Consider the following 6,390-nt stretch of genomic DNA (forward strand, 5'->3'; position numbering starts at 1 on the left):
TAGGTATTGTTAATCCATTGGTTTTTCGCTAGAGAGCCATCTGCTTTGTAATAGAACCAATCACCTTTAGCATCCTGTCCCCAACTATTCTTTTTTCCTTGAATATTGAAAACGAGTTTGACAGTAGTATTTTCAGTAACTTTATTTTTTTTCGGTAATCTTAGTGTAATTGGAATAGTGTAGTTTCCTACTTTTTTAGGAGAGCCGGTTATTTTGGTTGTTTGATCACTGTCAGGTTTAGTAACTGTCAATCCTGCGGGTAACTGTTTCCGAACTTGTTCCCAGTCGATTTGAACATCTTTTCCATAACCTACATAGACTGAGAAGTCTTTCCCTTGCTTAATATTGAAAACTTTTTGTTGATTTTCCTTTAAAATAGAAAGGGGTTCTATAAGATTACCATCCTTGATTAATAGAGTAGGTTTTTTATTAAGATAGGTATCATAGGCGGCATCGTCTGGAGAGACTATGGTTTTGCCACTTACTTCTTTCCCCGTTTTATCAGTATAATAATAGTGAGGAGTTGTTGTAGGGGTAGTGTAACTCACTTCTTGATATTTTGTACCGTCCTTATTTGTTTTTATTTCGATTTTATAAGGGGTACGCTCACTATCTCCGATATTTAGACCACCTAGATCAGTAAGAAAAAAGTGAAAATCTTTAGTTCCTGCATCATATCCATAAGAGCGTATCAATTTTTTGGATAGGATATCATCTTTCATATTTTTTAAAATTTCAGAGATATAATTTTGCTCTAATTCTCCTTTGAATTTTGTTCTATAAGTAAATAAAGGCTTTCCAGACTTAACTTCATCTTCTGTTTTCCAAACTTTGATAGTGATATCTTTATTTATATTGTTCTGTTTATGTTGTACCAACTCTGCAGTATTTGGAGATGTGATTGCTGATGCAGGAGTCGCTGACATTAAAAATGCCAAACTGACTCCACCAATAATAAGTGTAGCTTTTTTCATTTTAGACATAGTAATATTTCCTTTAAATTTATAATATAATTTATTATATCATGTGTTTCAATTTGTTTTTTGTATTTCTTGTAAGTTATATGTAAAAATTATATTTAACTAAGAAGAGAATTTTTAATCAAATTTATAGTTGTTTGGTAAAGAGGATGCGTTTAGATGATGACTATTATTTTAAGGCTGATTCTTACAATCACAAGCGAATCAAAACAAAATTAAAAGGATTGAATCCTGTTCAATACAAAACCAAATCCTTTCAACAATTATTTTGGAGTCAGCACACAGTTTTCTGCTTCTTTTTCTGTAAGAATTCGTTATTTATCACTTTGATATTGGGAGTATCCTAATACATTATGTAGATGTTGCAAATCTTCTAGACTATCAATTTCAAAAATACTGTTATGGGAAATAGATTGGATTTTAACGTTTAAGTTAGGGAGCTGATCTAGAACGATATTATCCCAATAAATATCTGCATAATTTCCTAACTCAAATTTTTTTTCAATTGCTTCTTGTAATAAAGCACCATCTGTAGAATTCCAATAGGAAACTCCGCACATAATAGGTCCTTCTCCATCTTCAATAGTGATATCTGTCACAAAAGAATCACTATTGGTGTGAAGAACCCATTCTTGCTTAAAATTTGTTTTATAAGCAGAAAAATAAGTAGAAGTTTCTAGATTGTTTGACAAAAAATTATCAACTAAATAATTATCGGCATCAATAACATAAGTATTTGATAGATACTGTTTGACTAAATACATTGTATAAAAATTGTTATAAATAGCATATTTGTCATTATGTACTAAAGTTACTTGATATTTATCTTTTAAAAATTCAAATTTTTCGGCTAAGTGACCTGTAACAATAATAATTTCATCTATGCCTTTTTCTCGTAAGAAATGGATTTGTCGTTCAATCAAGGTTTCGTTTCCTATCTTGATTAAAGATTTGGGAGTCGTTAGAGTAATTGGTCGGAGACGAGTTCCCATGCCAGCAGCTAAAATAATAGCTCTCATAATAACCTACTTTCTGATTTATACAATGTTATGGTTCACTCTTTTGAGATGAAAAGAGTACCGATGATAATCATGATACTACATAAAATCAACTTTATGTCAAAATGTCCACCAATTAGTAAGATACTAAAAATAATAGCCCAGATGGAGTAGGTGACATTCATTCCTGTTGCTTTGACGGGTCCGATTGTATCAATAGCTTGATAGTAGAAAAGGTAGGATGTAGTACCGATAAGCGCTAAAGCGATGATAGCAAAAGTAATAGGACGACTTAATACGCTGTAAAAATTAAACAAAGCATGTCCTTCAAAAACGATAAAGAAAAAGTAAACGATACTGGATACCCATTGCCGTATGAACAGTGCTTCTTTTGGAGTAATATCATCTTTCATACCATAGGCGCAAATAACGCTTTCTGATGCCCAACCGCCAGCACAAATACAGGCCGCGATGAACCCCCAAACTGCTTGTTCATTTAAAGAGTTAAGCTGAGAATATCCTAATATACTGATAGCTAGTACAGATAGAAGCAGTCCTATCCACCCTTTTTTTGTTAGATAGTCCTTTAAAAATAGAGCTCCTAAAACGGCAGCTACAACTGGATATAGAGCGGAGATACTTGCAGTATATCCAGCTCCAATTGTATCAATGGCATATAAATAAGCACGCATGCCAATAGGACCGCCAAATAAAGCAGCAAACATTACAAATAAAGCACTTTTGAGTTTGAATTTTGAAATAGTCGTTCGTAGTTCACTTTTTATGCCCTGCAAAATTGTTAAATATAAAGCAGAAAATAGATCATGGAAAAAAGCTAGAAGTAACGATGCAGCTACTAAACGTTTGTCAACCAATGAAAATGGAACGGCGAGTAACACCCATCCATTAAAGGCTGTATCTGCTCCCCATAGTAGTCCCGATAATAAACCACTGAAAATTCCTTTACGATAAGAGTTCATGATAATCCTCTCTTTTTTCTTGATACAAGGTCATATTTTTCCAAGCGCGCTCCAGACGGTCTTTTCCATAACTACCAAAGTTATCACCTCTACTTTCTTTAAAAATTGTCCAAGCTGACCAGACAAAATCAGAACAAATTTTATAAGCAAGAACTTTTAATTCAATCAGTGGAGGAAGTTCTTTGGTTTGATAGTAAGTTTCTAGTAACTGTTGCTCCTGAGCATTTGTAAAATTACATTCAATACTATGGTTCGCTAAGTCCCATACAGGGTCATTCATTCCAGAGTATTCCCAGTCAATTAAAAAAGTTTTTCCTTGATTATCTTTAACAAAATTTTCTGGTACAGTATCAATATGGCATGGTTTTTTTTCAATTCCCATTTTTAATAAATCTTTTTCCAAGGATAAAACGAGAGGTCGTAAGACCTGGTATCCTTCATAATAAGTGGCAGCCATTTCATCTGCTAAATGCTCATATTTTTCAATTTCTCTAAATACATTAAATTCATTGCTGAACTCTAAACCAGAATGATGTAGTTTTCTCAGTAAATTAGTTGTTAATTCCATATTTTTAGGATAAGCCGCTGTTACTGGATTCAGTGTTTCTGCACCTGTGATAAATTGACTAATTTTAGTTCCTGTTTCAGCATCAAAATAAGTTGTCTCGACATCAAGTCCCAAAATTTGAGCAATGATGCTGTTTTCTTTTTCAGCTGTACGATCAATAAAGCGATCAGTCCCATTTCCAGCAATTCGGACGATAAAGGATTGTCCATTTAGAATGACCTTATAATTTTTATTGGTCATGCCACCGGCACTTTCTAATAAATCAATATCTTTATCTGTAACATCTAGTTTATCTTTTATGAACGTGCGAACAGTGTCAATTTCTAATCGTTTTTCTTTTTGAAGAATGCGTGGGTAAATGATTTGTGTGACAGATTTTATCTGTGATTGATCGTCAATTTCTCCCCAGATAAAATCATCTACGCGGACATATCCTAAACGATAATCTCTAGCAACATCCATCATGATATACTCATAATTAACAAGAGGATTTTCATTTTTTGAAAAAATAGTTAACATTTTTTCAAAAAAAGGAAAAGAGAATTTAGACATTCCAATCATCTCTCCATCAATATGATTAAATTGATGGATATCTTTGCTTATCTTAGAAATTTGTTCTCCTTGAATTTCAACCATAGCTTCATCATAATTTTCTCGGACACTAGTAATTAAAACACTGCTAGTATCGTTAGAATGAAGAAGTCGTGTCAAGCCACGTTCTTCAAATACTAGATCTCCTTCAATCAGTAAAAAATCATCATTTATAAAGGATTTTGCTTTTGCTAAAGAGGCCATTGTTCCGGTCGTTTTAAATTGTTGATTAACAACTATGTGTATCTGAGGATATTTTTTTTCAATCGGAATTAGCATTTCTTTGGCAAAACCTACAACTAATACGATATTGGTAATACCTGATGAAATCAATAATTGAATACTTCTATCTAAAATGGTTTCATTATCTAGAGGTAGTAATCCAACAGGAATATTAATTTCTTGTGCTTGTCCAGCTAATAGGATGACAGCATTCGTGATAACTTTTTTATCATTGCTCAATGAAATTTTTTTTTGCTGTTCTTCTCTTAAGAAACGTTCCAATAGCTGTAAGCCAGCTTCAGTCAAATGATAAATATTCTTTTTTCTCTTTTCGATTAACAAGTAGTTTTCTTCTTCTAATAATTTAAGGATATTGTTAATTTTTCCTAGAGAAATATTAGTTTTATCTGATATTTCTCGTTGAGACAAGTATCTATTTTGATTGAGTTCGTATAAAACAGTAAACAAGTCATTCATGGCGCACTCCTTTGTTCATTTTTTGAACAATTATATTGTAATCTTATTTTAAACTTTTGTCAATACTTTTATTAATTTGGAAAAAATATACCAGAAAGCAGTGGTGAAAGAATATATTTGTAAAATAAAAATTCTTAAATCCTTTTTATCCGATTTAAGAATTTCACTAGTAAAAACATGTAATTATTTATAGAAAATAAAATAGGCTTAAATTTCATTGCAAGTAAATTTTACCATCCTTCAATACTAAAACAACCGGCATAGGCAGTTGTTTCCAAAAGTTATAATTGATGGTATCATCAAAATAGTTGAGTAGGATACAAACCAGATTTCCGTGTGAGCTAATGATAATGTGTTCGTTTTGATGCAGTTTTTCTAAGTCTTGTAGAAAAGATAGGGCTCGTTTTTGAGCTGTGAGATTGGATTCACCGCCCGGTAGAGAAATAGCAGGATTTTTCCAAAGTTGTTTCAGAGTAGTTTCAAATGCTTGGTCGGAAATACTTTGACTGCTTAATTTTCGTTCAATCAGGCGTTTGTCCAGCTGAATAGAAAGTCCCAATGTTTGAGCCAAAGGCTCGACGGTTTCAATTGCCCGCTTGTAGGGGCTGGAATAAATAGCAGAAATAGGTTTGCTTTCTAACATGTTTAATTGCGAAAGAGAAGCTTGTCCTTTTTGTGATAAAGGACGATTCCATTCGTCGGGGCTATAAATTGAATGTGCATGGCGGATTAAGTAATATGTGTTTTTCATAAATAATATTGTATCAAAAAAGAAATGTTGTTGATAGTTCATCATTTTTTTAACATAATGAAATAATAACTCCTATTTAAGAAAAATTTTAACTTTTCCTTACGGATGGTTAATAGGGGCTTGGTATACTTTAGTCAACCATTAAAAATAAATTAAAGGAGTAATAATATGGTTGCCAAAAATCATCGTCCAAATCATGAAAGATATACCAAATGGTCTATTCGCCGCCTGAGTGTGGGTGTAGCTTCGGTTGTTGTGACAAGCGGATTCTTTATTCTCATTAGTAATCCTGTAAATGCACAAGTTGGTTCGCAAAACAAGGTGGTGACAACAACCCCTTCAAATAGTTCGACAGATTTGCAAAAGCCGATAGTAGATGCTAATACAAAGCAAACTGAAAAAGCAACGCCAGATACAACGAAGCCTTCACAAGAATTAGCTGGAAAAACAAATCAAGCACCAGATAAGAAAGTTCAAGAAAAGCAAGAAGTTACAAAAGAAAACAAAGTTGGCAAAACGATTGCAGAGGCTGCTAAGGAAATTCAAAAAGCAACTGAAAAAGTAGTAAAAGAAGCTACTTCAAAGGAAGAGAAGGATTCTTCATTGGATCAAGCGAAAAAATCAGTTTTAGATAATATTAAAAGTAATATCAATGTTCCTGCCTCTTACCTTGATAATGCTACTTATCCAGGACCTTTTACAGCAGGTGTGAACCAAGTAATTCCGTATGAACTTTTTGGTGGAGATGGGATGTTAACACGTCTTCTACTCAAATCCTCAAATGGAGCACCATGGTCAGATAATGGCACAGCAAATCATGCAG

Annotated in this window: 6 protein-coding genes and 1 pseudogene; 2 read left to right on the plus strand and 5 right to left on the minus strand. The window is 33.0% G+C overall.

Annotation, left to right across the window (positions count from 1 at the left end):
- The coding region (locus HMPREF2963_RS06900) for a hypothetical protein (protein WP_148132069.1) at positions 1-983 on the minus strand (983 nt) is incomplete at its 3' end.
- Positions 984-1,162: 179 nt separating this feature from the next.
- Between HMPREF2963_RS06900 and HMPREF2963_RS09305 the strand changes: the two are divergent.
- Positions 1,163-1,237 (plus strand): annotated as a pseudogene (locus HMPREF2963_RS09305) (IS3 family transposase); the annotation flags it as partial.
- A 57-nt stretch (positions 1,238-1,294) separates the two neighbouring features.
- On the opposite strand, the gene HMPREF2963_RS06905 reads toward HMPREF2963_RS09305, so the two are convergent.
- The 4 genes from HMPREF2963_RS06905 to HMPREF2963_RS06920 form a co-directional block, all read right to left on the minus strand.
- Positions 1,295-1,999 (minus strand): sugar phosphate nucleotidyltransferase, encoded by a 705-nt coding sequence (locus HMPREF2963_RS06905; protein ID WP_003071385.1) that lies wholly within the window; start codon positions 1,997-1,999, stop codon positions 1,295-1,297.
- A 35-nt stretch (positions 2,000-2,034) separates the two neighbouring features.
- Entirely contained in the window at positions 2,035-2,958 is a 924-nt protein-coding gene (locus HMPREF2963_RS06910) for a DMT family transporter (protein ID WP_070669278.1), read from the minus strand.
- On the minus strand, positions 2,942-4,816 hold the full coding sequence (locus HMPREF2963_RS06915) for an NTP transferase domain-containing protein (protein ID WP_006270515.1): 1,875 nt from the start codon (positions 4,814-4,816) through the stop codon (positions 2,942-2,944). The genes HMPREF2963_RS06910 and HMPREF2963_RS06915 overlap by 17 nt, the downstream gene beginning before the upstream one ends.
- A gap of 214 nt (positions 4,817-5,030) precedes the next feature.
- Positions 5,031-5,567 carry a histidine phosphatase family protein gene (locus HMPREF2963_RS06920; protein WP_070669290.1) on the minus strand — a complete coding sequence of 179 codons (537 nt, stop codon included), beginning with the start codon at positions 5,565-5,567 and terminating at the stop codon, positions 5,031-5,033.
- A 168-nt stretch (positions 5,568-5,735) separates the two neighbouring features.
- Here HMPREF2963_RS06920 and HMPREF2963_RS06925 point away from each other — a divergent pair.
- Positions 5,736-6,390: SSURE domain-containing protein (locus HMPREF2963_RS06925; protein ID WP_048800341.1), on the plus strand; the 655-nt coding region annotated here is incomplete at its 3' end.

This window comes from Streptococcus sp. HMSC067A03, from assembly GCF_001814295.1.
Lineage (GTDB): Bacteria > Bacillota > Bacilli > Lactobacillales > Streptococcaceae > Streptococcus > Streptococcus constellatus.